General features: G+C 56.3%; 26 protein-coding genes and 1 other annotated feature. Of the genes, 16 read left to right on the top strand and 10 right to left on the bottom strand.

Features of this window, described 5'->3' with window-relative positions:
• Positions 1–214: 214 nt before the first annotated feature.
• Together NE562_RS00810 and NE562_RS00815 are read left to right on the top strand one after the other, a co-directional pair.
• On the top strand, positions 215–511 hold the full coding sequence (locus tag NE562_RS00810) for a nucleotidyltransferase family protein (protein WP_280960484.1): 297 nt from the start codon (positions 215–217) through the stop codon (positions 509–511).
• Positions 498–899 carry a nucleotidyltransferase substrate binding protein gene (locus tag NE562_RS00815; RefSeq protein WP_280960485.1) on the top strand — a complete coding sequence of 134 codons (402 nt, stop codon included), beginning with the start codon at positions 498–500 and terminating at the stop codon, positions 897–899. The genes NE562_RS00810 and NE562_RS00815 overlap by 14 nt, the downstream gene beginning before the upstream one ends.
• 98 nt (positions 900–997) lie before the next feature.
• Here NE562_RS00815 and NE562_RS00820 read toward each other — a convergent pair whose 3' ends face one another.
• Positions 998–1,345, bottom strand: a complete 348-nt coding sequence (locus tag NE562_RS00820; RefSeq protein ID WP_280960486.1) for a DUF86 domain-containing protein — start codon at positions 1,343–1,345, stop codon at positions 998–1,000.
• Positions 1,332–1,631, bottom strand: coding sequence for a nucleotidyltransferase family protein (locus NE562_RS00825; RefSeq protein ID WP_280960487.1), 300 nt, complete (start codon positions 1,629–1,631; stop codon positions 1,332–1,334). The genes NE562_RS00820 and NE562_RS00825 overlap by 14 nt, the downstream gene beginning before the upstream one ends.
• Positions 1,632–1,707: 76 nt before the next feature.
• Between NE562_RS00825 and NE562_RS00830 the strand changes: the two genes are divergently transcribed.
• Entirely contained in the window at positions 1,708–2,280 is a 573-nt protein-coding gene (locus NE562_RS00830; protein WP_280960488.1) for a recombinase family protein, read from the top strand.
• Positions 2,281–2,384: 104 nt separating this feature from the next.
• Here the strand turns inward: NE562_RS00830 and NE562_RS00835 are convergent, their stop codons facing one another.
• From NE562_RS00835 to NE562_RS00845, 3 genes are all read right to left on the bottom strand, one after another.
• Positions 2,385–2,798 carry a dipicolinate synthase subunit A N-terminal domain-containing protein gene (locus NE562_RS00835; RefSeq protein ID WP_280960489.1) on the bottom strand — a complete coding sequence of 138 codons (414 nt, stop codon included), beginning with the start codon at positions 2,796–2,798 and terminating at the stop codon, positions 2,385–2,387.
• Positions 2,799–2,944: 146 nt separating this feature from the next.
• A complete protein-coding gene (locus NE562_RS00840; protein WP_280960490.1) occupies positions 2,945–3,118 on the bottom strand; it encodes a DUF6514 family protein in 174 nt (57 codons plus the stop codon).
• Between the two features lie 228 nt (positions 3,119–3,346).
• Complete coding sequence (locus NE562_RS00845; RefSeq protein ID WP_280960491.1) at positions 3,347–3,520, bottom strand: DUF6514 family protein; 174 nt, start codon at positions 3,518–3,520, stop codon at positions 3,347–3,349.
• A gap of 188 nt (positions 3,521–3,708) precedes the next feature.
• On the opposite strand from NE562_RS00845, the gene NE562_RS00850 reads away from it, so the two are divergent.
• From NE562_RS00850 to NE562_RS00875, 6 genes are all read left to right on the top strand, one after another.
• Complete coding sequence (locus NE562_RS00850) at positions 3,709–4,578, top strand: NAD(P)H-hydrate dehydratase (protein ID WP_280960492.1); 870 nt, start codon at positions 3,709–3,711, stop codon at positions 4,576–4,578.
• A gap of 16 nt (positions 4,579–4,594) precedes the next feature.
• A complete protein-coding gene (locus NE562_RS00855) occupies positions 4,595–5,161 on the top strand; it encodes a hypothetical protein (RefSeq protein ID WP_280960493.1) in 567 nt (188 codons plus the stop codon).
• Between the two features lie 17 nt (positions 5,162–5,178).
• Complete coding sequence (gene alr, locus NE562_RS00860; protein WP_280960494.1) at positions 5,179–6,297, top strand: alanine racemase; 1,119 nt, start codon at positions 5,179–5,181, stop codon at positions 6,295–6,297.
• A gap of 187 nt (positions 6,298–6,484) precedes the next feature.
• Complete coding sequence (locus NE562_RS00865) at positions 6,485–6,847, top strand: type II toxin-antitoxin system PemK/MazF family toxin (protein ID WP_280960495.1); 363 nt, start codon at positions 6,485–6,487, stop codon at positions 6,845–6,847.
• Positions 6,848–7,097: 250 nt separating this feature from the next.
• Complete coding sequence (locus NE562_RS00870) at positions 7,098–9,137, top strand: hybrid sensor histidine kinase/response regulator (RefSeq protein ID WP_280960496.1); 2,040 nt, start codon at positions 7,098–7,100, stop codon at positions 9,135–9,137.
• Positions 9,138–9,219: 82 nt separating this feature from the next.
• Positions 9,220–9,792, top strand: coding sequence for a hypothetical protein (locus tag NE562_RS00875; RefSeq protein WP_280960497.1), 573 nt, complete (start codon positions 9,220–9,222; stop codon positions 9,790–9,792).
• A gap of 21 nt (positions 9,793–9,813) precedes the next feature.
• Here NE562_RS00875 and NE562_RS00880 read toward each other — a convergent pair whose 3' ends face one another.
• Positions 9,814–11,130: a DUF1015 domain-containing protein gene (locus NE562_RS00880; RefSeq protein ID WP_280960498.1), complete on the bottom strand. Its 1,317-nt coding sequence runs from the start codon at positions 11,128–11,130 to the stop codon at positions 9,814–9,816.
• 267 nt (positions 11,131–11,397) lie between these two features.
• On the opposite strand from NE562_RS00880, the gene ptsP reads away from it, so the two are divergent.
• Positions 11,398–13,110 (top strand): phosphoenolpyruvate--protein phosphotransferase, encoded by a 1,713-nt coding sequence (gene ptsP, locus NE562_RS00885; protein WP_280960499.1) that lies wholly within the window; start codon positions 11,398–11,400, stop codon positions 13,108–13,110.
• A gap of 80 nt (positions 13,111–13,190) precedes the next feature.
• On the opposite strand, the gene NE562_RS00890 is transcribed toward ptsP, so the two are convergent.
• Positions 13,191–13,406 (bottom strand): alpha/beta-type small acid-soluble spore protein, encoded by a 216-nt coding sequence (locus NE562_RS00890; protein WP_280960500.1) that lies wholly within the window; start codon positions 13,404–13,406, stop codon positions 13,191–13,193.
• Positions 13,407–13,658: 252 nt separating this feature from the next.
• Here NE562_RS00890 and NE562_RS00895 point away from each other — a divergent pair, with 252 nt between their 5' ends.
• The 5 genes from NE562_RS00895 to NE562_RS00915 all read left to right on the top strand — a co-directional run bounded on the left by NE562_RS00895 (position 13,659) and on the right by NE562_RS00915 (position 20,343).
• Positions 13,659–15,446, top strand: coding sequence for a cache domain-containing sensor histidine kinase (locus tag NE562_RS00895; RefSeq protein WP_280960501.1), 1,788 nt, complete (start codon positions 13,659–13,661; stop codon positions 15,444–15,446).
• Positions 15,443–16,420, top strand: coding sequence for a substrate-binding domain-containing protein (locus tag NE562_RS00900; protein ID WP_280960502.1), 978 nt, complete (start codon positions 15,443–15,445; stop codon positions 16,418–16,420). Before NE562_RS00895 ends, NE562_RS00900 begins: the two co-directional genes overlap by 4 nt.
• Positions 16,398–17,936 carry a response regulator gene (locus NE562_RS00905; RefSeq protein WP_280960503.1) on the top strand — a complete coding sequence of 513 codons (1,539 nt, stop codon included), beginning with the start codon at positions 16,398–16,400 and terminating at the stop codon, positions 17,934–17,936. Before NE562_RS00900 ends, NE562_RS00905 begins: the two co-directional genes overlap by 23 nt.
• A 212-nt stretch (positions 17,937–18,148) precedes the next feature.
• Complete coding sequence (locus NE562_RS00910; RefSeq protein WP_280960504.1) at positions 18,149–19,768, top strand: solute:sodium symporter family transporter; 1,620 nt, start codon at positions 18,149–18,151, stop codon at positions 19,766–19,768.
• Positions 19,769–19,914: 146 nt separating this feature from the next.
• Entirely contained in the window at positions 19,915–20,343 is a 429-nt protein-coding gene (locus NE562_RS00915; RefSeq protein ID WP_280960505.1) for an RrF2 family transcriptional regulator, read from the top strand.
• Between the two features lie 63 nt (positions 20,344–20,406).
• Here NE562_RS00915 and NE562_RS00920 read toward each other — a convergent pair whose 3' ends face one another.
• From NE562_RS00920 to NE562_RS00930, 3 genes are read right to left on the bottom strand one after another with little or no spacing between them, the layout of a single operon-like run.
• Complete coding sequence (locus NE562_RS00920; protein WP_280960506.1) at positions 20,407–21,837, bottom strand: lipopolysaccharide biosynthesis protein; 1,431 nt, start codon at positions 21,835–21,837, stop codon at positions 20,407–20,409.
• 10 nt (positions 21,838–21,847) lie between these two features.
• Entirely contained in the window at positions 21,848–22,420 is a 573-nt protein-coding gene (locus tag NE562_RS00925; RefSeq protein ID WP_280960507.1) for a phosphatase PAP2 family protein, read from the bottom strand.
• 22 nt (positions 22,421–22,442) lie between these two features.
• On the bottom strand, positions 22,443–23,642 hold the full coding sequence (locus tag NE562_RS00930) for a dicarboxylate/amino acid:cation symporter (protein ID WP_280960508.1): 1,200 nt from the start codon (positions 23,640–23,642) through the stop codon (positions 22,443–22,445).
• A gap of 150 nt (positions 23,643–23,792) precedes the next feature.
• Positions 23,793–24,031, top strand: a binding site (T-box leader).
• Positions 24,032–24,079: 48 nt separating this feature from the next.
• Between NE562_RS00930 and NE562_RS00935 the strand changes: the two genes are divergently transcribed.
• Positions 24,080–25,621 (top strand): 2-isopropylmalate synthase, encoded by a 1,542-nt coding sequence (locus NE562_RS00935; protein ID WP_280960509.1) that lies wholly within the window; start codon positions 24,080–24,082, stop codon positions 25,619–25,621.
• Positions 25,622–25,637: the final 16 nt, after the last annotated feature.

Below are 25,637 nucleotides of genomic sequence, written 5' to 3' on the forward strand. Positions count from 1 at the left end.
GGACGACGATGAGTCGTGTCAATAGGCTATACCCAACTGACACAGCCAAAAAGTATGGCAATAGGGTTGGTTTCGGAATTTTGACATATGTCAGAATTCCAGCTGACCCTATTGCAATATTTGTGTTGTTGCGGGTTTATCGGCGGATTCGACTTTACTGTATGGAAAGCGTTTGCTATAATAAGGATAAGCTAAAAGAGGGGCGGGAGCGGCATTGGATAAGAAAACCGGCATTCGTGATATTGTGCTGGAACAGATACGTTCGCTGGCGGAGCAGCATGGTTTAAACCGGGTTATCCTGTTTGGCTCTCGCGCACGCGGAGATTTTCGGGAGCGCAGCGATATTGACCTTGCGGTGAGTGGCGGACACATCGCGGCTTTTTCTCTGGACGTTGACGAGGAAACGGATACGCTTTTACAGTATGACGTGGTCAATCTGGACGTGCCGGTTGATACGGCTCTGCTGGAAAACATTCAAAGAGAGGGCGTTACGCTTTATGAAAAAGTTTGAAAATTTCTGCAAGGCGCTGAACAACCTGAAGGATATTGACAAGTATCAGCCGCCTTATGACAATGTGGTGCTGACCGGTCTCGTTTCGCTCTATCAGATCTGCTTTGAGCAGGCGTGGAAGGCCATGAAGGAAGTGATGGAAAGCGAAGGTGTTAACACGGCTGCCACAGGTTCTCCTCGTGCAATCATCAAGGAAGCGTACCATCTGCGTATGATCGATGACGAAGCGGAATGGCTGGAAGCCTTACAGGCGCGTAATCAGGCGTCGCACGCATATAACCAGCAAACCGCGTTAGAACTAGTCGAGAAAACGCGGCAGGTGTTTCTGCCCCTGTTTTGCCGATTGCAAGCTTCGATTGAAAAGGACTGGCTTAACGAAAACGGATGATATGACAAACATCACAAAATGTAAAACGCTGCGTTTTTCGCAGCGTTTTCTTTGTATGGTAGGAAATTGCGCCTGATTCTATTGCAATATCTAGACTTTTATAAAGCAGTAACGGAAAGGCAAAAAGCTTTTAGTTTTGGAATATCCTCTTGAATTACTTCCCACGTGGTTTCGGCATCCACCGTACCATAGCTATGCGCAACGATATTTCGCATCGCTTTGATTTGGCGCCACGGCACATCGGCATACAGTAAGCGGAAATCCTCGCTCAACTTACCAACCAACTCGCCAATCTGCAAAATGCAAAGCGCTACAGCATTGCGGTAGATTGGGTCGGCTTTGAAGATAGCATAGTCATTGCCGAAGCGTTCAACAGTCTGCTCGATTTGCGTGCAATAGCAGATAATGTGCATTAGTATGTTGATGTCGCGTTCAAGAGGCTTCATATAACAGCACCTCATCGTCGTGAATCATGTGGAGAAAGCGGCTGTCGAGGCTGTCCGTTGGGATCAGATCAACCGAAACGCCAAGCGCATCTTCCAGATCGACCAAAAGCCCGGCCAACGCCAAGCCGCGGATAGCGCCTTTGTCAATGCGCAGATCGATATCGCTTTTCTCATCCGAATCTCCGCGGGCATAGGAGCCAAACAAATAGACGCGCTGCGCTCCGTATTGTTTGGCGAGTTGGGCAACGATTTGCCGTATTTCATCAATCGTATAGCGGCATGACATGTGGTTCACCACCTTGTATTTCTTACAATCAGTATACCATAGCCCCAGAAAAAAAGACAGAGGAAGAAGGGATATTGTGAGAATTGGATACATCCGCGTGAGCACGGAGGAGCAGAACACGGCGCGTCAGGAGGCGCTGCTGCGCGAGCTGAATGTGGACGAGGTATTTCTCGACAAGGCCAGCGGAAAGAGCGTAGAGCGGCCTGAGCTGCGCCGTATGATGGTCTACGTCCGCCGGGGTGACACGGTGATCGTCGAGTCGATCAGCCGCTTTGCGCGCAATACGAAGGATTTGCTGTCCCTCGTCGAGCAGTTGACCGGAAAGGGGGTCGAGTTCGTTTCCAAGAAGGAAGCCATTGACACAACCACACCGACCGGGAAGTTCATGCTGACCGTGTTTGCCGCCGTAGCCGAACTGGAGCGTGAGCACATTTTGCAGCGGCAGCGGGAAGGAATCGCAATAGCGAAAACAAAGGGCAAATATGCGGGCCGCAAGCCGCTGCCGCTGCCGGAGCATTTTAGTGCGGCGGTTGCGCTTTGGCGGCGCGGCGCCATCACGGCAACGGAAGCGATGAAGCGCACCGGGATGAAGCCGAACACATTTTACCGAAGGGTGCGGGAATGGGAAGGGGAGAGAAACGTGGTTTGAGAACAGGGGATGCAATTTTATGTAAATTTTACACACGCCTAAAAGTGTGATATAATAAGAAAAACAAAAGAAATTGACGCTTTGCGGACGGATTTGGGAAGTGGCTACACCGCTAACACGGTAGGGACCGCGTTTAAAAGCGCGAGCTCATCGCGGGATAAGTAATCCAGCAAATGCAGTTCGTTCTGCACGGCGCGGGCGTGCACCCAAAAAGGCACCGCGCCGCCAAGCGTCAGCGTGCCTGCGGGTATGGCGTCCAGCACGTCGCCAAGGGGATGCGGCGCGTTGGCGAGCGGCGCGTTGAGCAGTGCGTCGCCGTGCTGCACGGGCATGGGTAGGATTACCGCCTGTACGCCCGGCAGCTCGGCGTGCAGATCAGTCATCAATGTACAGTCCTTTATCGGATGGCGTTCGAGTGCGAATACACGAACCTCGTGTCCTTCTGCGCGGAGTAGCTCGGCCAGATAGGCCTGCCTCACATCCCCGCCGATGACCGCGAGCGAAGCCGATTGATCCATAGAGAAAACCTCCTTTGCGCCAGTCTATGCTCCCGCGCCGCCGGGTGACAGTGCAAAAGGACATAAAAAAACACAGAGACCTTGAACCGGTTGCTTGTCCGATCAAGGTCGCTGTGCTTGCTTGGGTATGTTTTTTCATGCGCGGGTCACCGGCCGAACCAATCTTCGATTGCATCGAAGAAATGAATCTCGGATACCTCATTGCGGTTAAGCAGATCTAAAAGTTCGCTGATCTCCTCTCGCGAGGTCGTGATATCCGCTGCCGAGACGTTGTTTCCGGCAATGCCATACCAATCGTTGCAAATAGATACTGTGTACATGTTTTGTGAATCCCCCTATATGTTGTTTTTTTCGATCTCGTCTATCATACAACAGCGAAGGCGAATATCCTGTCGAAATATAATATGGAAACAATCTCATTTAAGATAGTTCATACCGGGCGCCATGAGTAACCGGATAAAAGGCATAAAAAACACAGAGACCTTGAATCGGTAATCTGACCGACAAGGTCTCTGTGCTTGCCCGGGAATATTTTTTTCATACGTGGGTCACCGGCCAAACCAATCTTCAAGCGCATCGAAGAAATGGATCTCGGATACCTCGTTGCGGTTGAGCAGCTCCAAAAGCTCACTGATCTCCTCGCGCGAGGTCGTGATATCCGCTGCCGAGACGTTGTTTCCGGCAATGCCATACCAATCGTTGCAAATAGATACTGTGTACATGATTTGTAATTCCCCCAATATGTTGTTTTTTGGACTCGTCTATCATACAACGGTCAAGCTGAATATAGTGTCGAAATTTTGAGGGCTGATAAATATAGTATTTTCAACAGTTTATTTGTCCGGAAATGAAAACCGATTATGCAAAACGGCAGAGACTTATGATATACTTTGACGAGGAGGAAAGAATTATGAAACAGATTATTGACTGGGATTTTGCAGATTCCGTCCTGCCGCTCCGCGCGGCGGATTCCAATAAAAACAATTATGGCCGCGTTCTTTGTATATGCGGCAGCGCTATGTATTCCGGCGCCGCTTATTTTGCCGCTATGGGCGCGGTCCGCATGGGAAGCGGGGTGGTGACGCTGGCGTCTCCGCGCGCTGCTTGGCAGGCGCTGGCGGCAAAGCTGCACGAGCCGGTCATATGTCCGATGCCGGAGGACGACGAGGGCCGTCTGCATCAAGACGCGCTGCCGCAGCTATTATCACTGGCCGGTAAAGCGGACGCGGTGCTGATCGGTTGCGGTTTGGGCCGGTCGGATAACGTGACAAAAATCGTCGGTACGCTGCTGCGCGAAACTTTATGCCAAATCGTATTGGATGCGGATGGCATAAATGCGCTTGACGGACATATGGATATAGTACGGCAGGCTGCGCGGCCGGTGGTACTGACGCCGCATGCGGGAGAGTTTGCCCGCATCAGTGGGATTAGACACCCGGACGAGGCGTCGCTCGCTCATTTTGCGGTGGACAACCGCTGTATCCTTCTTTATAAAGGGCATCGCACACGGGTCGCCACGCCGGAGGGACAACTGTTTGAGAACACCTCGGGCAATCCGGGCATGGCTAAGGGGGGAAGCGGTGATGTTTTGGCCGGCATGATCGTATCGCTCTGCGGGCAGGGGCTGTGTGCGGCAGACGCAGCCTGCACCGGCGCTTTTCTGCATGGCAAGGCGGGCGATCTGGCCGCCAATGAGCTGAGCGAATACGGTATGACGCCAAGCGATATGCTGCACTATCTGCCTCGCCTGCTGAAACGCTATAATACAAGGGAGTGGTGATCTGAAAAGGAAACTTTTGCCGTTGCTCGCACTTTTTCTATTGCTAACCGCCTGCGGCGGCGCGGTTGCGAACGATGAAAGCGTGCGTACACATTTTAGCGAAGTACCGGGCTTTACCGCCCATATAAAAATTTTATCCAATTTAGGGCAATCAGTACTGGAATATGAGCTGGACTACGTTTATAATAAAGAAGATAGCGACTCCTTCACCGTGACCGCGCCCGCATCTCTTTCCGGCATTTCGGGCACCATTGCCGGTACGGACAGCGCGCAATTTTCCCTTCAGTACGATGGCGCGGCTCTGGACGACGCCATGCCGCAGCGCACCGGACTGACGCCGGCGGACGGTCTGTTCTGCCTGCTTTCCGATTTGCGCAGCGACGTACCCGCCGAGCAGTGGAGCGAAGAGGTGGCCGGACAGACCCTGCTGGTGCTGCGATATGAAAGCGACAGCGCGGACGGCAAGATCGTAAAGCAGGTATGGCTGACCGAGGACGGCCGCCAGCCCGTGTGCGCCGAACTTTATGCGGACGACACCTGTGTGCTGACAATTCAAGTGATGGAGTATCAGGAAAAGACGTAGATCGAGGATGAAGAGGAATGGAGAAAAACCGACACCGCGTGTGGGCCGAGATCGACCTGCGCGCCATTGAAGAAAACTATAAAGCCATCTGCGCGGCGGCGAAATCGCCGGTCCTGTGCGTGGTAAAGGCGAATGCTTATGGCCACGGCGCGGTGCGCGTCGCACAGCTTCTTGCGTCGTGCGGCGCGCCTTACTTTGCCGTGGCGACCGTGCAGGAAGCGGTCGAATTGCGGGAGAACGGCATAGAAACGCCAATCCTGAATTTGGGCTATATTGACGAAAACGATATGGATACCGTGGTACGGCAGCATATCACCGCTTCCGTGTACGACCGCGAGACCGCCGAATTGCTTTCCGGCGCCGCGGTAAGCGCCGGGGAAGAAGCTACCGTACATTATAAGCTGGACACAGGCATGACGCGTCTGGGGTTTCCTGCGTGGGAAAAAGAGGAGACGGTGAAGGCCGTTCTGGCTGCAAGCCGGCTGCCCGGCCTTCGTTCAGAGGGGATATTCACGCACTTTGCGGTTGCCGATACGCTGGATGGACAGGCATATACCGCCATGCAGTACGAACGCTTTGACGAAATTTGCGCGGCCCTTGCCGCAAACGGTTTGGAGCTGCCGCTGCGCCACTGCGCCAACAGCGGCGCGATTCAGCAGTACGCGGAAACACACTGTACCATGACGCGCGCGGGCATTATCCTATATGGCTACTCGCCCGATCCGGCGCTGCCGCGTCCGATCAAGCTGCGGCCCGCCATGACGGTCAAGGCCCGCGTCGTGCAGGTGCGCGACATCCCCGCGCACACGTCGGTCAGCTACGGCCGCGCGTTTGAAACGGAGGAGGCAATCCGCATGGCGGTCGTCGCCATGGGCTATGCGGACGGATATTTGCGCACAGGTTCGGGTAAAGCGCACGTGTTGCTCGCAGGCCAGCTTACACCGGTGCTTGGCCGCATCTGTATGGATATGTGCATGGCGCGCGTACCGGATGGCGCGCCGGTCAGCCGCGGGGACGAGGCTGTGATCTTTGGCCCATCGGGCCTGACGGCGGACGACGTCGCTGAAGCCGCGGGCACTATTTCGTACGAAGTGATGTGCGCGATCAGCCGCCGCGTGCCCCGGATATATTTTTGATTGACAAAAGGCGCTGCCTTTCCATAAGATGAAACGGGAGAACAATATTTCTCCCGACGCAGTTTTTCGCGCGGCTCATAAAAATAGTGCTTTTTATGTGAGATTAGTATAACTTTCCGCCGCGCGGGGAAAATAGATTTGCAGCCGCAGATGCGGTGCAAATCTATTTCATCGGAGTGTGAACCAAGTGGATAGCAGCATCAAACGAGGAGACATTTACTATGCCGACCTCAGCCCTGTGGTCGGTAGCGAACAAGGTGGTATCCGTCCCGTACTTATTGTCCAAAATAATGTGGGCAATCGGTATAGCCCGACGGTCATTGCCGCCGCTATTACCTCGCAAGTCAATAAAGCCAAAATGCCGACGCATATCACGCTCGGCGCGCCCAATTTCGGACTGACCAAAGACTCGATTATTTTAGCCGAACAGGTCCGAACGTTGGATAAAAAACGCCTGCGAGAAAAAATGGGTTCGCTTGACGAGAATGCTATGCGACACGTCGACGAGGCGCTCGCCGTCAGTTTCGGGCTGGGTTCCGTGCAAGGTTGATTGGGCTGTTTTGCATGAAATGCAAACGGTCCGCTATGATATAAGCTGATAAGAATCGCAAAGAAAAACGGGTCTGCTGATGCAGATCCGTTTTTCTTTGTGATAGGTGATCCGGCTCATCCAAACGATCAACTTCATCAAAATGTGTTCACATACCTGTATAAGCAATTGCATTTGCAGACTTCATCCGATATAATGAAAATTAAAGTACATGCTTGCTCTCGGGCTATCGGATGAAGGAGAAACAGCGATGGAAAACCAAAAGACGGAACATAATCCGGAGAACGCCGGAGCTTCGGCGCAACCCGACGCGGACAGCCGGCTCCTAGCGTGCCGCCTGTGGAAGAAGCGGGCGCAATATTTCAAATGGATGCTGGATGAATATGCCGATAACGCTTACGTGGCGGATATGGATACTTATGAGCTTTTGTATCTCAACAAGGCCTCCTGCCAAACAGTAGGCCTGTCGCTGGAAGAAACGTTGGGGCGAAAATGCTATGAAGTGATCCAAGGCCGGTCTTCGCCCTGTCCGTTCTGCACCAACCATTTGCTTTCCGAGGATTCATTTTACGAATGGGATTATTATAATCCCCATTTGGGTCATGCTTACATCCTGAAGGACCGCATCATCGACTGGGAGGGCCACCGGGCCCGTCTGGAGCTTTCGCACGACGACCTCAGTTTGGAATATACGCTGGAAAAGAAGGAACGGGAGCGTGAAGCGATTATCCGCACCATTCCGGGCGGCTTTGCGCGTGTGGACGCCCGAGATATGCGGACGGTCCTCTGGTATGGCGGCGGATTCTTGCAGATGATCGGCTACACCGAAGAACAGTTCCATAACGAACTGCACGATCAGTGCACCTATGTGCACCCGGACGATATCGAACGCGCGGCAAAAGTCATGCAAAGCGCCAAGGAGACCGGCGAGGACACGATCGCGGAAGGGCGGATCATCACCCGAGACGGCGCGATCAAAATTCTTACCATGACATATAGCTATGTCAGCAGCGAAGAAAGCTGGGATGGAATCGAGTCGTTTTACAGCGTCGGCATCGATATCACAAAGGACCGGGATGAACAGCAACGGCAGCGCGAGGTGCTGGAGGACGCTTATCATGCGGCCAAGGTGGCCAACGCGGCCAAGACCAATTTTCTTTCCGCCATGTCCCATAATATCCGCACGCCCATGAACGCGATCATGGGCATGATCACCATCGCGCGGGCCAACCGTGATTCGCCGGAAAAAGTGTTTGACTGTCTGGACAAAATCGATACCTCCAGCCGGCACCTACTGGGTCTGATCAACGAGGTTTTGGATGTATCCAAAATAGAAAGCGGAAAGATCGATCTTTTGTTGGAACCGGTCTGTTTGCACGTTCTGCTGCAAGGGATCGAGGACATGTGTCAGCCGCTTGCGGGGGAGAACCGGCAGCAACTGCGCATCGTAGCGGAAAAGCTCTGTCATGAACATGTGATCGCGGACGGAGACCGCTTGCAGCAAATCCTAATGAACCTGCTGTCCAATGCGATCAAATACACGCCGGAACACGGAACGATCACCCTGCGCATCAGCGAATTGTATTCCGCGGCGCCCGGAAAGCGGCAATATGAGTTTGTTTGCAGTGACAACGGCATCGGTATTCCGGCGGAATCCATTGCCTCGGTATTTGAACCGTTTTGGCGGGCTGAGGATCCGCGTATCAGTAAGAACCAAGGCACAGGCCTTGGTATGACCATTACGGAAAACCTTGTGCGGATGATGAACGGCACCATCGAGGTGGAAAGCACGCTGGGGGCGGGCACTACCTTCACCGTATCCGTACCGCTGGAGGTGTGCAGCGACGCGCAGCTCCCGAGCGGAGAAACAACGGGTCCACCGGTTCGGGAGGCGCAAAAAGCAGCGGCTTACGCCGCGCGCCGCGTGCTTCTGGCGGAAGATAACGAGCTGAACCGCGAGATCGCGGTGGAACTTCTGCATATGCAGCAGATTGGTGTCGACGCGGTGGAAGACGGCAAGCAGGCGCTGGAAGCGTTTCAGGCCGCCGGGCCGGGGAAATACGGCGCGATCCTAATGGATATTCAAATGCCGGTGATGAACGGCTACGATGCAACGGCCGCGATCCGCGCCTTAGACCGGCCGGATGCGAAAACGATCCCGATCATCGCGCTCACAGCGGATGCCTTTACGGTCGACGTGGCGAAGGCACGCAATATCGGCATGAACGATCATATCGCAAAGCCGATCGAAGTGAGCCGCTTGCAGGAAGTGCTGCAAGCTTGGCTCTAAAACAAGTCATACAAGGTGTCAAAAGCGCGTATCCTGTTAAAAGGGTACGCGCTTTTATCGAGCGGAAGGGGGGCGGCGTTGTATGAAAGCCGAGGTACGATATTTGGGCGAGCCGGTGGGCTCGCTCGATTGGACGAACGACGCATACGGCGCGCTCGTCGCACTGGACTGTGCACTGACCGGGGATCCGCTGGCGCTGCTGCGCTGCTATGGACAAACAGCAGACGGAGGCGCCCTTCTGATCGGCCTGCCCGAGCCGCGGCAGGGCCGCCTGCGTTTGGAGCGCCGTCTGAGCAGGGAAACGCTCAAGGCGGCGGGGTGCGAGCATACGATGCCGCAGGATTTTTATCTTGCCTTGCAGCCGGAGGACAGAGCGCCCGCGCCCCCGCAGAAACAGGAAGATCCGCCGGAGCCGCTGCAAGCAGCACAGCAGCCGGAGAGAGCCCTCTTAACGACGGGCGAACCGCTTCTGGACGCGCTGATCCGGCAAGGCGAGGTGCAATGCGAAATGCAGGAGGGGGACGCGGTGGTGAGCTGTCCGTTTGCGCATGATCAGCCGTTTGCACTGGCCCCGGCCTTTGTGCTGTGTTCCGTCGAAGCCGGCCGGGCCGCGCTGCGGTGGAGCCGGACAAAAAAGATCCCGCCCGGCGAATAGTGTCGCAGGGCGGGATCAATATTACTTGACGATCGCTTTGGCCTCCAGATAATAGCGCTTTTCATGCGCTTCACCCATCGAGAAGGTCTTGCGGGGCAGCACGCCGTCGAAGATCACGCCGCGGAACAAATCGTTCTTGGCGATATCGGGCAGGAAAAAGCCCATGTTGCCCGGCTGTGTGCCGCGGGCTTCAATTACATCGGTGCCGTGGATATAGTCAATCTTAGCGTCCGCGTGGGAAGCATAATAATCGTCCAGAAACGCTTGCAGCGAAGCCAGCGGCAGCGAGTAAGGCGCGTTCTTGACGATCAGATCGCCGCAACGCTTATCGGAAATAAAGGGGAACACCTGTGTGTGCTCGTCCGCCTTGCCGGTGCCGGCGGCGGCAAGCTCCGCGGAGCAGCCGTGCTTTGCAAAATACGCAACGGACGCGTCCAGCAGATCGTCCACGTCGACATTGAACAGTAAGCGGTGGATCGGTTCGATGATCAGGCTTTCGTCATGGATATTGACGACCTCGACCAGCACAAAGCGGGCGGGATGATCGGCGCGTTCAGCTTCGGAAAGCTCCTGCTTCACCTCGTCCCAATAGGCCTTGGCGGTCGCCACGGAGTGGTTGCCGTCGCCCACGGCGTAGGGCAGCAGCGCGTGCGCGTCGGTGCAGCCGTACTTCTTGTTGAAGGCGTCGCGGTCGCACAGCGCTTCCAGATGCTGCTGGATTGCCTCGGTCTCGTCGCCCTCCGGGATGAACCAGCCGGTGATGTGGCCGCCGTTCTGCATCAGGTCGGTGTCATACAGCGTCTCGAAGGAATCCTTCTTGTCGAACAGCGGCTCGATCACGGTGCGCTCCGGATCGTCGATCAGGATCATGATATGCGGCAGTTCCAAACTTGCGCCACGGCGCACGGCCAGACGGGGCGGAATGCGCTCTTCCACCGTCTTTTCCGTCGGACGGATCAGGGACTGGGAGCCTGCTTTGTACTCGTAATCCTCAAGATCCATGGCCAGCACAAGGCCGCGGCGCGGGTGCGCGCCGCCGGATTGGCGCTCGGTCAAAACAAAACCGGCGGGCAGGGTGTACAGCGTGCCGTCCGCAACATACTGCTGCATGGTCTGGTGAATGGTGGAAATGCGGGCGGATACGTCCGCCTCCTCCAGATAGACTTCGGGAAGGGTCAGGCGAAGGGTGGAAGGCGCCGTGCCGACGACGCGTTCGGTTTCCTGCCAATACTCCGGCTCGGAAGTGTATTGGTCACAGGCTATGACAGCCCATTTGGATAAATCGGTCCCTTTCTTGGGCATGATGATGTGTGGCACACGGGTGCAACGCTTGTCCATAAAAGTCGTTCCTCCTCAAACAGGTTTAAAAATGATTGTAGTAAGCGAAACTATGTTATGCATAAGGGGGAAAGCCGCTGTTTTGCATGGCGGCTTTCAGCGATAGACAATATTATACCAGATATTTTAAGGGGCGGCACGTGCATTCGGCAATTTTTTTAATGTTTTTTGAAAGTGTCTGTGCGCACTTGACGAAAACAACAAGATACCTTACAATAGTAATAGTATTTTTGGTGAGAAAGAACAAGGAGCAGGAGGGAATAGTGAATGCTTAAATGGAAAGCGATCGGCGTATCCGAGGGCTTGGCCCACGCGAAAGCGCTGATTATTAAAGAAGAGGATCTGACCGTTGTAAAGGACACGATTACCGACGTCGCCGCCGAACAGCAGCGCGTGACCGATGCCGTGGAAAAGGCTCAGGTACAGATCGCACAGCTGCGGGACGAGGCCGAAAAAAATATCGGCGCCGCCGAAGCGGAAATATTCGACGCGCATCTTTTAATGCTGGACGACCCCGATTTTGTCGAGGGCATGACCGGCATCATCGCGGATGAAAAGGTCTGCGCGGAATACGCCTGCTTTGTCAACTGTGAAAATTTCCAGCAGATGTTCCGCGCGATGGACGATGAATACATGCAGGCCCGCGCGGCCGATATCGGCGATATCTCAAAGCGGGTGCTGAAAAACCTGAAGGGGATTGCCGATAACGCGATCGACGCCGTGACCGAGCCGTGCATCCTGATCGCGAACGACCTGACGCCGTCCGATACGGCGCGCATCGGCGGCAAGCCGGTCATGGGCTTCATCACGCGCATCGGCGGCCGTACCAGCCACTCGGCTATCATGGCGCGTTCGATGGGCATTCCGGCGATCGCGGGCGCGGGCGACCGCGCGGACGATATCGCGGACGGCGACGATCTGCTGCTTGACGGTTCGACCGGCGAGGTCGTCATCGCGCCGGACGCGGAAACACTCGCAGATTTTAAAACCAAAAAAGCCGAGGAAGAAAAGCGCCGTGAATTTCTTGCCACCTACCGTGACCGCGAGGGCGCGACCGCAGACGGCCGCCGCGTCGTGATCGAGGGCAACATCGGCAAGCCGGACGACGCGGTGCGCGTGGCCGAGCTTGGCGGCGAGGGCGTGGGCCTGTTCCGCAGTGAATTTTTGTTTATGGACCGCGACGATCTGCCCAGCGAGGAGGAGCAGTTTGGAGCATACAAAAAGGCTTGCGAGGCCATGGCCGGCAAGCCGGTGATCATTCGCACGCTGGATATCGGCGGCGACAAGGAAGTGCCCGCGCTTGCGCTTGAAAAAGAGCAGAATCCCTTCCTTGGCTACCGAGCGATCCGCATTTGCCTGAACCAGACCGATCTGTTCTTGACCCAGCTGCGCGCGTTGCTGCGCGCGGCGCAGTACGGCGATCTGCGCATCATGTTCCCCATGATCTCCTCCGCGGAAGAAATCCGTTCGGCCAAACAGGTGCTGCAACAGGCCAAGGATCTTCTAACGGCGGAAGGCGTTGCGTTTAATGCGAATGTCAAGGTCGGTATCATGATCGAAATCCCGGTGGCGGCGATTTGCGCCGACGCGCTGGCGAAGGAAGTGGATTTCTTCTCGATCGGCACGAACGATTTGATTCAGTATTCCTGCGCGGTCGACCGCATCAATGAAAAGATCTCGTACCTGTACCGCCCGCTGCATCCCGGCGTGCTGCGTCTGATCCGCATGACGGCGAAGGCGGCGAACGAGAACGGAATCGAGGTCGGCGTGTGCGGCGAAATGGCGGGCACGCCCGGCATGGCGCCTATCCTTTGCGGTCTGGGTGTCACAAACCTGTCCATGTCCGCCTCCGCGATGCTCGCGGCCAAGGCGGATCTGGCGGATCACACCTTTGCCGAGTGCCAGGCGTTTGCCGAGCAGCTGCTGGCAGCGCCCAGCGCTACCGCGGCGGAAGAACTGTTTGCGGGCTGGCGTAAGTAAAAAATTTATTGTAACAAAAGGGAAGACGCTGTTTCCGGAGCTTAGACCGGAAACAGCGTCTTTCTTATTTGGGATCAGTTTCAGCCCTGACCGGCCAGCTTCTGCTCGTAAGCTTCGATCATTTTCTTAACCATCTGGCCGCCGACGGAACCAGCCTGACGGGAGGTCAGGTCGCCGTTGTAACCCTGCTTCAGGTTTACGCCTACCTCAGCAGCAGCCTCCATCTTGAAGCGATCCATAGCCGCGCGTGCTTCCGGAACCATACCCTGATTAGAACCGTTGTTCGTGTTAGCCATAATTTTTTCTCTCCTTTTGTTTTTGTGTGTTTGGGTTTCGCTGATAGTATTGTGTGCGAGAAAATTTGCGATATGACAAGAAATTAGTGCGTCCAGTGGCAAAAACATACTGCAAATACGTTTTTATAACACATTGGTTTGAAAATGAATGAAAAACGGCCGCGCGGCTGCCGACGGCGATTGACAGCCGGCTGCAAAGTGGTTAAACTATAGGATGATTCTTTTAAAAATCGGGGCGAATAAATGGGGAAGATGAGCTTTCGTTCAAAATTGGTGTTTGCCATCCTGCTGCCGGCGCTGCTTTGTATCGCCGTCGTTTGGGGCAACAGCTATCACCGTTCGATGGAGCAGATCGAGCGCGGCAGCATCGATTCGATCGAGCGTACGCTGAAAAATAAATCGGAACAGCTGGACGGCTATTTAAAAACCACTTATTTCGCGGCGGTGCGTCTGGCGGCGGATGCGGACTTCCTTAGGGAAGGCGCTGCTTTCGCCGCACCGGGCGAGCAGACGGCCGCGCAGGCGCTGCGCCTGTCTGAGCGCATGAAAAGCCAAATTCCGGAGGGCGGACTGATCGACGCGATCTATCTGTACTTACCGGCGGCAGACACCGTTGTATCCTCGGATGAGCACCATATGTTGGAGGCCGCCGGTACGGCGGCGCCTTTTGATGTTTCTTTTTGGCAAAGCGCGCCGCAAACCGGCATTCAGCCCGTCGCGCGAAACAGCACGGGCGGCACGCCGGAGCTGTACTATGCCTATGTGCGCGATCTTACAGATGAAAATGGAGTAGCGATCGGCCGTCTGTTGGTCGGCATCAAGGAACGGGTGCTGTATTATGCGCTGCTGGATGAACTTGGCCGCGATGAATACACGCAGTGTTATCTGTTGGACCACGCGGGGCAGGTGATCTCCTCGCGTTATATCGGCGATATCGGACTTACCGCGGATTCGCTGGCCGAGATGCCCGCGCTTACCAGCGCGGTGCAGTCCGGCGGCTGCAGCAAAGCGGGTTCGCGCATGCTATATGCCTCGGTGCAAGGCGGCTTTTCCGATTGCCGCCTGCTGTATCTGACCGACCGCGCTCGACTGACGCATGATCTGCGTCAGCAGCAGATCATGCTGCCGTTTATTTTACTGATCGTTTTAATCGCGGTGCTATTGGCGCAGCTGCTGTCCCGCTGGATTTACCGGCCGGTAGGCCAACTGATGAACGCCATGGACGCGGTGGGCGAGGGCAAGCTGGAAACGCGCGTGCAGCTTGCCGCAAGCGACGAGTTGCAGCAGCTCGGCCGGCGATTCAACGCAATGGCAAGACGCATTCGCGAACTGGTCGAACAGCAGGTGCGCGACCGTCTGGCGCGCAGACAGGCGGAGATGCGGGCGCTGCAGCATCAAATCAAACCACACTTTATGTATAACACGCTGAACACCATTCGATACACCGCGCTTTTGCAAAATGATAAAAAGGTTGGAGAGCAGTTGGCGGATTTCATCGCCCTTCTGGAAGCAAGCACCAATAAACAAGGCACATTTATAACACTGCGCGAGGAAACGGCGCTGGTTGAGCACTATGTGGCGTTGCAGCGCTACCGCTATATGAATTGCTTCACGGTGGCGTACGAGATCAGCGATGACGCGCTCGCATGTTATGTTCCGCGCTTGCTTTTGCAGCCGCTGGTCGAAAACGCCGTGCTGCACGGCATGAACATCAAACGGTCGGACAATCGGATCGAGATCTCGGCGAAAACAGAAAACGATTTTTTACGCATCACGGTGCGCGATAACGGAAAAGGCATGACAGAGGAACAGGCAGAGCAGCTGCTGGAAGGACAGAATGACGCGCACTGTCAGTTCACCGGTATCGGCTTGTCCAACGTGCGGGAGCGGCTCGCGCTTTATTATGGGGAGCAAGGCGGCTTTTCTCTGATCAGCGCGCCGGGCGAAGGGACCGAGATCGAACTGACGCTGCCGGCCAGCCGCGATCCCTTGGCGTTTGCGATCGATACAGATTCGGAAGAAACGGAGGAGCAGGCATGAAAAAACGGTTGAGCGCGCTCCTTCTATTGGGTTTATTGCTTTTGACGGGCTGTGCCGACACGGCGGCGTCCGCCGCCGATCCCGCATACCGTGTCGGGGTAGTGCTCAAGGCGCTGAACAGCCAACACTGGCGCGAGGTACAGTCGGGCATGGAGCGGGCTGCCGAAGAGCAGCAGGTAGAGCTGCTGCTGCTTTATCCGCGCACAGAAAACGATGAGGCGGAGCAGCGCCTGCTCATCACCGATCTGCTGCAAACCGGTGAGCTGGACGCATTGATTGTTTCTCCCTGCAATTCGGGCGAAACGTCTTGGATGGAGCAGGAGGCGCAGGCCTACGGCGTGCCGCTGTTCATGGTGGATACCCGCGCGACCGATCGCCCGCTGCCCTATATCGGCGCGGACAACCGGCACATCGGCGAGTTGGCGGCGGACTACCTGCTGGAGCAGCTGCCGGAGGGCGCGGAAGTGGCTGTGATCGCGGGCAGCAGCCTGCAATCCTCGCATAACGACCGTGTGCAGGGTTTTACCGAGCGGCTGCAGCAGGCTGGCGGACTGCGCCTTGCTTCTGTGACGCACGCGGACAGCGACCTTGGCCAGTCGATTGACGCGATGCAGCAGATCTTGAACCAGTATCCCGGAGTAACCGGCGTTTTTTGCACCAACGCGGTCATGGGGCTCGGCGCGGTGCTGACACAGGAACGCGCCGGTACGGCGCGCCCGTGCAGTATCGTCGCGGTCGACACGCAGGATGACGCGCTGCAAGCCGTGGCGAGCGGTCGCATGGCGGCGCTCGTCACGCAGGCGGGGGACGAGATCGGTGCGTTGGCGATCGAAACAGTGACGCGCGCGCTGGCAGGACAGGAGATCGGCGGCAGCGTCTATATTGAAAGCCGGTTGCTGACAGCTGATAACGCGAAACAATACTGGGATGAAAGACGGGAGGAGAGCGGGAATGTACAAACTGCTGATCGTTGACGACGATACGCTGGTGCGGATGTTCCTGCGCAATTTCTTCCCATGGAAGGAAAAAGGTTACCAGATCGTCGGCGACGCGCGGGACGGTGAGGAGGCCGCCGAGCTGACCGCGCATTTGCAGCCCGATCTTATCTTGACGGATATCAGCATGCCGGGCATGGGCGGCATCGCGTTTATCAGCGCTTTGCGTGAAAAGAAGTATGACGGCGGCATCTTGGTTCTAAGCTGCCATGACGACTTCGGCTATGTCAAGGAAGCGATGCGTTTGGGCGCGGACGAGTATGTGCTGAAAAACCATCTGGACGAAGAAACGCTAGGAGAAGCGCTCGAACGAGTGACCGACGCGATGCGGCGCCGCCGCGCGGAGGCGGAAGGCCGCCACGCGCTGCACCGCATGGCGGAAAAGGGAAGTCGCCTGACGCAGCGCGAGCTGCTGCAATCGCTGCTGGCTCGTGAGACAAGCTGGGAAGAGCAGTACCGCGAAACACAGGCCGTGGGACTGCGCTACCGCTATTACCGCTGCGCGGTTCTTTTGGCCGCCGCGCAGCAGGGTGATTCGCTGCGCGAACAGGGGCTGTACGAAGCGTGCCGCCATGTCGCGGGCGGCTACACGGCGGAAGTGATCGATCTGGAACGAACGCGCTATGCGATCCTATACGATTTTTCCGATACGCCCTCCGCTTCCCGTCAAAACGAGGTGCTGGCCGAACAAAGCGCGAGTCTGCACAGCTTTGTAAGGGATTATCTCGCGGCGGATTGCCACATCAGCGTAAGCGAGGTGTGCGAAGGCGGCGGCTCGATTGCCCGCGCGCTGCGGCAGGCGCGGGAGGCCGCGCAGGAGCATTTTTACGGCAAGGAGATCGTACGGTACGATGGGCGGGCGCCTATGGGCAGTCAGGTACCGGAGCCGGCGCTGGCATTTTGCGAGGAGCTGCCCGCCTGCCTGAGAAAGGGCGACGGCGCGCGGCTGCAAAGCGGTTTTCACGCTGCCCTTGATGCGTTTCGCGCGGAGCGGGTGCAGATCGGCGTGCTGCTCAGTTGGCTCAAGCAATGCGATACCGCGGCGGGCCTGACGCGGGACGAACCGTTTTACGCATCGATCATCTGCCTTGCGGACTGTGCGGCTCGCCTGTCGGACTATCAGTCCCGCATGCGTGAAATGTCGCTGCCCGCCGGACTGGAACGGCTCAGCCCGGCCATCGCAAGGGCGGTATGCTATACGCGCGCGCACTTTGCCGAGCCCATTGGACTGGGACATGTCGCGCGCGAGGTGGGCCTGAGCATCGCCTATCTCAGCCGCGCGTTCAAGCAGGAGGTCGGCGTCGGCTTTTCCGAATATCTGCTGGGCTGTAGGCTGGAGCAGGTGCTGCGCCAGCTCACGGAGAGTCTGGATACGATCGGGCAGATCGCCGCGCGGGCGGGCTTTCAGGATTACCAGCATTTTTGTAAAATGTTTAAAAAGAAGCTGGGCGTTAGCCCGGCGCAGTACCGCAAAGAGCGGCAGGCGAACAGGTGAGCGCAAAAAGACACCGGCAAACCGCAAAAAAAGACACTTTTCTTCCGTGCCGTTCTCATGAAAACGGCGGGGGAAAGCGTCTTTTTTTATTTGCTGCGCCGTAAATAAGCAAAAAACAACAGGTAATCGTAAGAAATGCGTACGGTATGCCGCCCTTGTCTCTGTTAACATAAAGGCAGTGAAAGACAGAAAACAAGGGGGACGCAATTCTTATGGCATGGATCGTAGGCACATTTATCTTTTTCACCGTCTTGGTCGCGGTGATCTCTTGGCTGAAAACACGCGGCGATAATTTGGAGACCGCGGAGGGGTATTTCCTCGCCGGACGCGGCCTGCCGGGCATCGTGATCGCGGGCTCGCTGCTGCTGACCAATCTTTCAGCCGAACAGTTGGTCGGTGTAAACGGACAAACGTGGTTTACCAATATGAGTCCGATGGGGTTCGAGGTGATCGCGGCGATCGCCTGTCTGGTGTTGGCCAACTTTATCGCGCCGCGCTACCTGAAAAGCGGCGTTTCGACCATTCCGCAGATGATCGGCGAGCGGTATGATCGCGGCACCAAGCTGTGGTTCTCAATCGCATATATCTGTCTGTACATCTTCATTCAGATTCCAGTCATCCTGTATTCGGGTTCGCTAGTTTTTGAAAACATTTTCGGCGTTTCCGGCATGTTGGGCATCACTAAGTTCCAATCGATTATTTTAATCTGCGTACTGGTCGGCGTAATTGGTTCCATCTATGCGATCTTCGGCGGCCTGAAGGCGGTGGCCGTGTCGGATACGATCAACGGCGTGGGTCTGATCATCGGCGGGTTTATGATTCCCTTCCTCGGCCTTGTTGCGCTTGGCCATGCGTTTGGCACGGGGGAGGGCAGCGCGCTGGCGCAGGGTCTGGATTACCTGCTGCACGCCGCGCCTGAAAAGCTGAACGCCATCGCGCCCGCGGATTCTGTGCCGCCCGCCGTGCCGTGGCCGACTATCCTGACCGGCCTGCTGTTTCTGCATTTGCAGTCGTGGTGCACGCACCAGTCGTTCGTGCAGCGGGTGCTGGCGGCCAAAAACCTGAAAGAAGCGCAAAAGGGCGCGATTTTCTGCGCATTTTTGAAAATCATCGGCTTTATGTATCTGGCGCTGCCGGGCATTATCGCATTCTTCCTGCTGGGCGATCAGGTAACCATGATGGACGAGGCCTACCCGATGCTGATCGCACGTATCGTGCCCGCGCCTGTTATGGGCTTCTTCGCGGCGGTCATGCTGGGCGCCATTCTCTCCTCGTTCAATTCGGTGCTCAACTCGATCGTCACCATGTTTACGCTCGATATCTATCGGGACTTCATCCACCCCGAAGCGGCCGACCGGAAACTCGTTTCGATCGGCAAGCTGGTCGGCACGATCTGCGCGGTCGCTTCCATTGCGGTTTCGCCGTTTATTTTCTACGCGCCGCAGGGCCTCAAGACGCTGCTGGATGAAATGGTCATGCTCATTGCGCTGCCTGTTTTGAGCGCGGTGTTCGGCGGCTTCTTCTTTAATCGACTGCCCAAATACGCGGCCAAGTTCATCTTCGTGTTTCATATCGTCATGTACACCTTGTTCCTCATTACGCTGGGCGAGGAAGTGCACTATCTGTACGCGATCGCGGTGCTCTGGCCGTTTGAGATTCTGCTGATGTATCTGATGCACCGCCGCAACAAAGCCGGCGAAGTGTATGTGCAGCACGATGTGGGCGCGGTCGATCTGACGCCGTGGAAGTACCGCTATGTGGTCTCCGCCGTTGTCATTGTGCTGGTGATCGTGGTTTACGCTGTGTTTTCTCCCCTCGGCATTGCAGCTTGACCGATATATCGCTTATTTCTTTTCTCTTAATCCTCCGGTTTTGCGAAAGCGATACCGGGGGATTTTCCTTTCTACGCCGTGTGGAAGAGATTGCACTTGAAAATCATAGTAATTTTGTAGTATAATAAGCCTCAGAGGGGATGCTGATGAAAATTTCTACAAAGGGGCGATATGCGCTCCGTCTGATGATCGACCTTGCGGAACAGAATACCGGCGGCTATGTGCCGCTGCGCGACATCTCCAAACGGCAGGAGATTTCCGCCAAATATCTGGAACAGATCGTGGTGCAGCTTGCCCGCGCGGGTTTCCTGCGTTCCACGCGCGGCGCGCAGGGCGGTTATCAGTTAGCGCGTCCGGCTGCCGAATATACGGTGGGCGACATCCTGCGTATTACGGAAGGCTCGCTCGCGCCGGTATCCTGTTTGGAGAACGAGCCGAACGAATGCGCCCGCGCCGCAGAATGCGCCACGCTGGACTTTTGGAAGGGCCTGTATGAAGCGGTCAACCGTTACGTGGACAGCGTCACGCTGGAGGATTTGGTGAGCCGCGAAAGACCGCTGGATTTTTCGATTTAAAAACAAAAAAAGTGCGTTGTAACCGATGTTACAACGCACTTTTTGCGATATAAGATAAGGTGTTCAGGCGCGGTGCAGCAGCTTTTTTGCACCGTAGAGCAGTTCCCGGCAGTTGAGAAGAAAAACAAGCCCGAATAGCAGCACCTGCCAAAGCAGCCACAGCGGCGGCTCGCGCAGCATCAAAAACACCTGCAAACTCACAAGCAGCACGGTCAGCGTCAGGCGAGGCAGTTTCCAGTGCACGGGCATGAAGCGGCGGCTGTCGATCATGCGGTAAATGAACAGGGCGAAATAGCTGATCAGCGTGGCCAGCGCCGCGCCGTTACCGCCCAGATCCAAATGGTCGGGCGAGATGAACAGGTAATTCAGGCCGATATTGAGCACAGCGGAAAAGGCGGTGGAGACAAAGGACGATACCGTTTTCTTTTCCAGCAGATATACGCTTTTCTGAAAGCTGGACAGGCAATTAAAGCCCGCGCCAAGGGCCAAAAGCGGAATGAACGCCCACCCGATATAATAGCTGGGCACGGCCAGCACCTTCATGGCAAGCTTGGAGCACATCACGCCGCCCGCCGCAACGATGAATACAATAGACGAATAGGTGTTGCCCACATTGGAAAAGAAGCGGATCTGCTCCTTCCGCGAATTGTCGTTGACCATGGAGAGCTGCCAAGCGTCCACAAAAACCGAAGCGACCAGCGCGATCAGCGTCGGCACCCGGTATGCGACCGAATAGATGCCGCTTACCGCGGTATCCTGATAGTGCGCAAGGAACATTTGGTCGGAAAAACCGATGATAAACACCAAGATCGCGTCCGGCACCAGCGGCAGCGCATAGGCGAGCATACCGCGCCAAAGGTGGAAATTCGGCTTGCGTACTTTAAAATACTTCCAAAGCCCGGCGATCAAGCACAAGCACACCGTGGAAAGCGCATCCGCGCAGATGATGGAAAACACATAGCCGAAGATGTTCCACTGAAATACCTTCAGATACAGAATGTTGAGCAGTATGGTGAGCAGCGTGCGGAAAATGCCGTCGACCGCATACAAACGCACAAAGCCCAGCGCACGAATGAACTGGCTGCACACATTCTGCGTGCACGAGGTAAGCACATAAAGGTAGATGAGCGGGGCGTATTCCCGAAGCGAGCCGGAAGCGCCGAGCGAGGTGTTATAATGCACCAGACCCAGCGCGGGGTGAAAGGGAATGGCGACCAAAAAGCCGATCAGCACCGTTGCGATACCAATGGTGAACACATCGGATTTATGATTCGATTTTTCCAGACCATAGCGGATCACGGCCTGACCGATCGAAAGCGAAACGACGGGGTAGAGGATGCTGGTCGTTTTGATGATGAGATCGGCCACGCCCATCTCGTCCGGCGACAAAATGCCCGTGTAAAAACGGAGCATTAGGATGACAAGAATCTTGGAGCTGAACGTGCCCATGGCGAAAATAAAAGTATTGCTCAAAAGGCGCTTATACTGGTTCATGGCATACTCCTTACGCGCCCTTGCGCAGGCGGATCGTATGGGTGCGGTCTATCATCCGGTCGGTCAGCCACGCGGCGAGCAGGCCGCAGAGAATGCCGATCACCACGCCGCCCAAAATGTCCGTCGGGTAGTGGACGCAGGCGTATAGGCGGGAAAAGGCGATCAGCGCCGCCGGTATGTAGGCCGCCGCGCCGGGCAGGCGGTGGTAGTAGCATAGAGCCGTGGCCGCGGCGAAGGAAGAGAGCGTGTGCGCGGAGGGAAAGCTCCACTGATCGCCGGGGTCAAAAAGCGCGACAAGATCCGGGTGCGTGACGAAGGGGCGCGGTCGCATGATCCAGTGCTTAATCAGCACATTGCCGACCAATACGCTGAGCAGCAGCGAAACCAGCATGGCGATGCCCGCGCGCCGCGTCTTGTGAAAGAACAACAGCGCAACGGCAATGGCGATCCAAAGCGCGCCGTAATTGCCGAGCCAAGTGATCATAGTCCAAACCGTATCGGAAACGCCGCCGCGCATGGACTGAGACAGATGCAGCAGAATATCGTAATCAAAGGTATGCATGATGTCAAGCAAAATATCCATTGGGGTCAGTTCTCCTTATCTGTCAGCGGGCCCGCTCTTCGGCGCTGTTTTTATGATCCAGCTCATTGACGATCAGCGCGAGCGCCTGATCCCCCGTGACGTTTGCCGCCGTGCCGAAGCTGTCCTGCGAGAAGTGCAGTGCGATGATCAGCTGCTGCATCGGATTGGTAAAGCCAAGCATGGTGGAGATCAGCCCCAGCGCCGCCATCACGCCGCCGCCGGGCACGCCGGGCGCCGCGACCATCGTGATGCCAAGCATCATGATATAGGGGGCGAAGGTGGCGAGCGTGGGCACGCCGCCGCTTGCCAGCATGATACCCATGGCGCCCAGCACCAAACAAATCGTATCGCCGTTCAGGTTGATCGTGGCGCAAAGGGGAACGCAAAAGTCGGCCACATCCTGATCCACCTCGTTGTCATAAGCGCTTTGCAGTGCCACCGGAATGGTGGAGGCGGAGGACTGCGTGCCCAGCGCGGTGAAGTACGCGGGCGCGACGTTTTTCAGGCTTTTAAAGTGGTTCTTCCGGCATACAAGGCTGGCCAAACCGAATTGAGACAGGATATAAAGGAACTGCAACACCAAAATGACGATATAGAGCGAAGCAAACATCTTCACGGTGGCGAACAAGCGGCCTTCCGCCGCGATATTGCAGAATAGGCCGGCGATATGCACCGGAATAAGCGGTATGATAATCTTGCCCAAAACCGCCGTTACGATGCTTTGCAGATCGCGGCACACGCCAAGCAGCGAAGCGCCCTTGATGTTCGCCATACCGATGCCGAGCACAAAAGCGAGAACGAGCGCGGTCATCACGCCGAATACCGGCGGGATCTCAATAGAGAAGAAGGGAGAAAACCCGGCGGCCTCCAGCACGTCGCCCGTGATCGGGCGGATCAGGCCGGGCAGAAACGCCTTGCCGATCAAAAAGGTGAGAAAGCCGGAGCATACCGTGGTGCCATAAGCGAGCAGCAGCGTAATGCCGAACAGGCGGTTCGCCTTTTTGCCGAGCTCGGCCAGCCCCACCGTGATGAACGATAAAATGATCAGCGGGATCATAAAGGCCAAGAAGGTGGAAAACAGCGAGGTGAACGTGGCGAACAGCCGCACGACCGCGACGAACGCGGCGGAATCCGCAATGCCGAAAAAGCCGCCGGACAGGCCGATCAGCGTGCCGATCGCGATACCGGCGATCAAACGGGTTAATAATCCGAGATGTTTCAATTTCTTAACGCTCCTTTTACACTCTGTCAACCACTATACCAGAAAAATCGCCTTTTTTCAAGGTAAGCGTACCGCCGGGCGCAACTTCTATAAAAATCGCAAATACCTCTTGACAACCGGCGGCAAAACAGATAAACTATTGCCATATTGAAAAATGTGATGAACGGGTAAAGTAATCGTACGATGTTTTCAGAGAGCCGCCGGCCGGTGCAAGGCGGTAACAGCAAACGATGAAACTCGCCCGGGAGCTGTCCGCTGAAAGCTTTTGCTTGTAGGCGCGAACGGATGCCCACCGTTATGAGGGCGGCGCATTGTTTGATGTGCACTGAGTGGCCGTGTTTTTTGCGGCAACAAGAGTGGTACCGCGGAGCATTCGCTTCGTCTCTTACTTTCGAGTAAAGGGACGGAGCTTTTTTTGTCCCTAGAAACAAACTTTTGTGTATGAAAATCAGAAAGAGAGGACAAGAACCATGGAAAGAACCATCAAAATTTTCGACACCACCCTGCGCGACGGCGAACAGTCGCCCGGCTGCAGCATGAACCTGAATGAAAAGATCGAGGTCGCCCGCGAGCTCGAAGCGCTGAGGGTCGATATCATCGAAGCCGGCTTTGCGGCCGCTTCGCCCGGCGACGCGGCGGCTGTCGCGGCGATCGCGGATATCGTACACGATTCAACCATTTGCTCGCTGGCCCGCTGTGTGGAAAAGGATATCGACGCGGCGTATAACGCGATCCACCACGCGAAGGACGCGCGCATCCACGTATTTCTGGCCACTTCGCCGGTGCACATGGAATATAAGCTGAAAATGACGCCGGACGAAGTGATTGCGTCCATCGCGCACAACGTGGCCTATGCGAAAAAGCACTGCGCGAACATCGAGTTCTCGGCCGAGGACGCTTGCCGTTCCGATCTGGACTTCCTGTGCCGCGCGTTCGAGGCCGCGATTAAGGCGGGCGCCACTACGCTGAACATCCCGGACACGGTCGGCTACATGACGCCGGACGAATACGCCGCGCGCATCCGCTATCTCCGCGAGCATACGCAGGGCATTGAAAACGTCGTCCTCTCCTGCCATATGCATAACGATCTGGGCATGGCGGTCGCCAATTCTCTGGCGGGCGTTCAGGCCGGCGTAGACCAGATCGAGTGCACGATTAACGGCATCGGCGAGCGCGCGGGCAACGCTTCGCTCGAGGAGTGCGTGATGGCGCTGGATACCCGGCGCGACCACTACGGCGTCGCCTGCAATATCGAGACCACGCAGATCTACCGCGCCAGCCGCATGATCCAGACGATCACCGGCGTGCCCGTCGCGCCGACCAAGCCGATCATCGGCGCGAACGCCTTCGCGCATGAGGCCGGCATTCACCAGCACGGCGTGATGGCCAATAAGGAGACCTACGAGATCATGACGCCGGAATCCGTCGGCATCCCGAAGAACGCCATCGTGCTGGGCAAGCACTCCGGCCGCCATGCGTTCGAGGACCGCCTGCGCGAGCTGGGCTACTCGCTCGATCAGGCCAAGCTCGACAAGGTATTCGCCAAGTTCAAGGTGCTGGCCGATAAGAAAAAGGTGATCAAGGACCGCGATCTGGAAGCGCTGATCGGCGTTGTGCCGGTATCCGGCGAGGAGCGCTACACGCTTGACCGCTTTGTCATCAACTCCGGCAACTCGATCACCGCGACCGCCGTGATCCGCGTCAAGAAGGGCGACGAGACGTTTGAGCGCGTCGCCGCGTCCGACGGCCCGGTCAACGCCGCGTACCGCGCGATCAACAAGATCGTCGACAAGGACGTCGTGCTGGAGGATTACTCGCTGAAATCCATGACCGACGGCGAGGACGCGCAGGCGGAAGCGATCGTCAAGATCGTGATCGACGGCGGCGAAATGGTGACCGGCCGCGGCGTATCGACCGACGTTATCGAAGCGTCGATCAAGGCCTATATCAACGGCATCAACAAGTATTTTATCGACTGACAGGGGGATTTGAGTA

The organism is Butyricicoccus faecihominis, assembly GCF_024462775.1.
Taxonomy (GTDB): Bacteria; Bacillota; Clostridia; order Oscillospirales; family Butyricicoccaceae; genus Agathobaculum; species Agathobaculum faecihominis_A.

Excerpts from the sequence above, each read along its gene's own strand:
- NE562_RS00815 (WP_280960485.1), top strand. The coding sequence starts at position 498 with ATGAAAAAGTTTGAAAATTTCTGCAAGGCGCTGAACAACCTGAAGGAT.
- NE562_RS00820 (WP_280960486.1), bottom strand. The coding sequence starts at position 1,345 with ATGAAGCCTCTTGAACGCGACATCAACATACTAATGCACATTATCTGC.
- NE562_RS00825 (WP_280960487.1), bottom strand. The coding sequence starts at position 1,631 with ATGTCATGCCGCTATACGATTGATGAAATACGGCAAATCGTTGCCCAA.
- NE562_RS00835 (WP_280960489.1), bottom strand. The coding sequence starts at position 2,798 with ATGGATCAATCGGCTTCGCTCGCGGTCATCGGCGGGGATGTGAGGCAG.
- NE562_RS00840 (WP_280960490.1), bottom strand. The coding sequence starts at position 3,118 with ATGTACACAGTATCTATTTGCAACGATTGGTATGGCATTGCCGGAAAC.
- NE562_RS00845 (WP_280960491.1), bottom strand. The coding sequence starts at position 3,520 with ATGTACACAGTATCTATTTGCAACGATTGGTATGGCATTGCCGGAAAC.
- NE562_RS00850 (WP_280960492.1), top strand. The coding sequence starts at position 3,709 with ATGAAACAGATTATTGACTGGGATTTTGCAGATTCCGTCCTGCCGCTC.
- alr (WP_280960494.1), top strand. The coding sequence starts at position 5,179 with ATGGAGAAAAACCGACACCGCGTGTGGGCCGAGATCGACCTGCGCGCC.
- NE562_RS00870 (WP_280960496.1), top strand. The coding sequence starts at position 7,098 with ATGGAAAACCAAAAGACGGAACATAATCCGGAGAACGCCGGAGCTTCG.
- NE562_RS00875 (WP_280960497.1), top strand. The coding sequence starts at position 9,220 with ATGAAAGCCGAGGTACGATATTTGGGCGAGCCGGTGGGCTCGCTCGAT.
- NE562_RS00880 (WP_280960498.1), bottom strand. The coding sequence starts at position 11,130 with ATGGACAAGCGTTGCACCCGTGTGCCACACATCATCATGCCCAAGAAA.
- ptsP (WP_280960499.1), top strand. The coding sequence starts at position 11,398 with ATGCTTAAATGGAAAGCGATCGGCGTATCCGAGGGCTTGGCCCACGCG.
- NE562_RS00890 (WP_280960500.1), bottom strand. The coding sequence starts at position 13,406 with ATGGCTAACACGAACAACGGTTCTAATCAGGGTATGGTTCCGGAAGCA.
- NE562_RS00895 (WP_280960501.1), top strand. The coding sequence starts at position 13,659 with ATGAGCTTTCGTTCAAAATTGGTGTTTGCCATCCTGCTGCCGGCGCTG.
- NE562_RS00900 (WP_280960502.1), top strand. The coding sequence starts at position 15,443 with ATGAAAAAACGGTTGAGCGCGCTCCTTCTATTGGGTTTATTGCTTTTG.
- NE562_RS00905 (WP_280960503.1), top strand. The coding sequence starts at position 16,398 with ATGTACAAACTGCTGATCGTTGACGACGATACGCTGGTGCGGATGTTC.
- NE562_RS00910 (WP_280960504.1), top strand. The coding sequence starts at position 18,149 with ATGGCATGGATCGTAGGCACATTTATCTTTTTCACCGTCTTGGTCGCG.
- NE562_RS00915 (WP_280960505.1), top strand. The coding sequence starts at position 19,915 with ATGAAAATTTCTACAAAGGGGCGATATGCGCTCCGTCTGATGATCGAC.
- NE562_RS00920 (WP_280960506.1), bottom strand. The coding sequence starts at position 21,837 with ATGAACCAGTATAAGCGCCTTTTGAGCAATACTTTTATTTTCGCCATG.
- NE562_RS00925 (WP_280960507.1), bottom strand. The coding sequence starts at position 22,420 with ATGGATATTTTGCTTGACATCATGCATACCTTTGATTACGATATTCTG.